This is a genomic window from Capnocytophaga canis (genome assembly GCF_000827555.1).
GTDB lineage: Bacteria > Bacteroidota > Bacteroidia > Flavobacteriales > Flavobacteriaceae > Capnocytophaga > Capnocytophaga canis.
Window position 1 is genome coordinate 1 of sequence record NZ_CDOI01000016.1, and the last position, 377, is coordinate 377.

The following is a 377-nucleotide window of genomic DNA, read 5'->3' on the forward strand; positions in this document are numbered from 1 at the left end:
TTTCAAAAACTCTTTGTAATTACTTAGTTCTCCGTTTACATATAGTTGTAGAATCAAGATATTATCCGAATCAGAAAACTCATATCTATATTCATTTACCGAATCAGAAACTTTAAAACCAGAACCAGGATTTAATACATAGAATCTATCTCCTTTTGTATAATAATATTCCACCCTTTTATTTTTTTCTCCTGTGTCTCGATATATGAGAAAATGTTCGCCAGTTTCTGTGTATTCACTATAAAACGTAACAGTAACAACTTCCTCAAATGTTTTAGAATTTATTACTGCCCATTTCCCAAAGAAACGACTGTCTCGTTGTTGGGCTTTAAAATAATCAGCCGTCATATGTTCATCTTCCGAACAAGCGAATACAC

Annotated in this window: 1 protein-coding gene; it reads right to left on the minus strand. The window is 32.1% G+C overall.

The features are described 5' to 3' along the window. The coding region (locus CCAND38_RS11710; RefSeq protein ID WP_197066312.1) for a hypothetical protein at positions 1-377 on the minus strand (377 nt) is incomplete at both ends.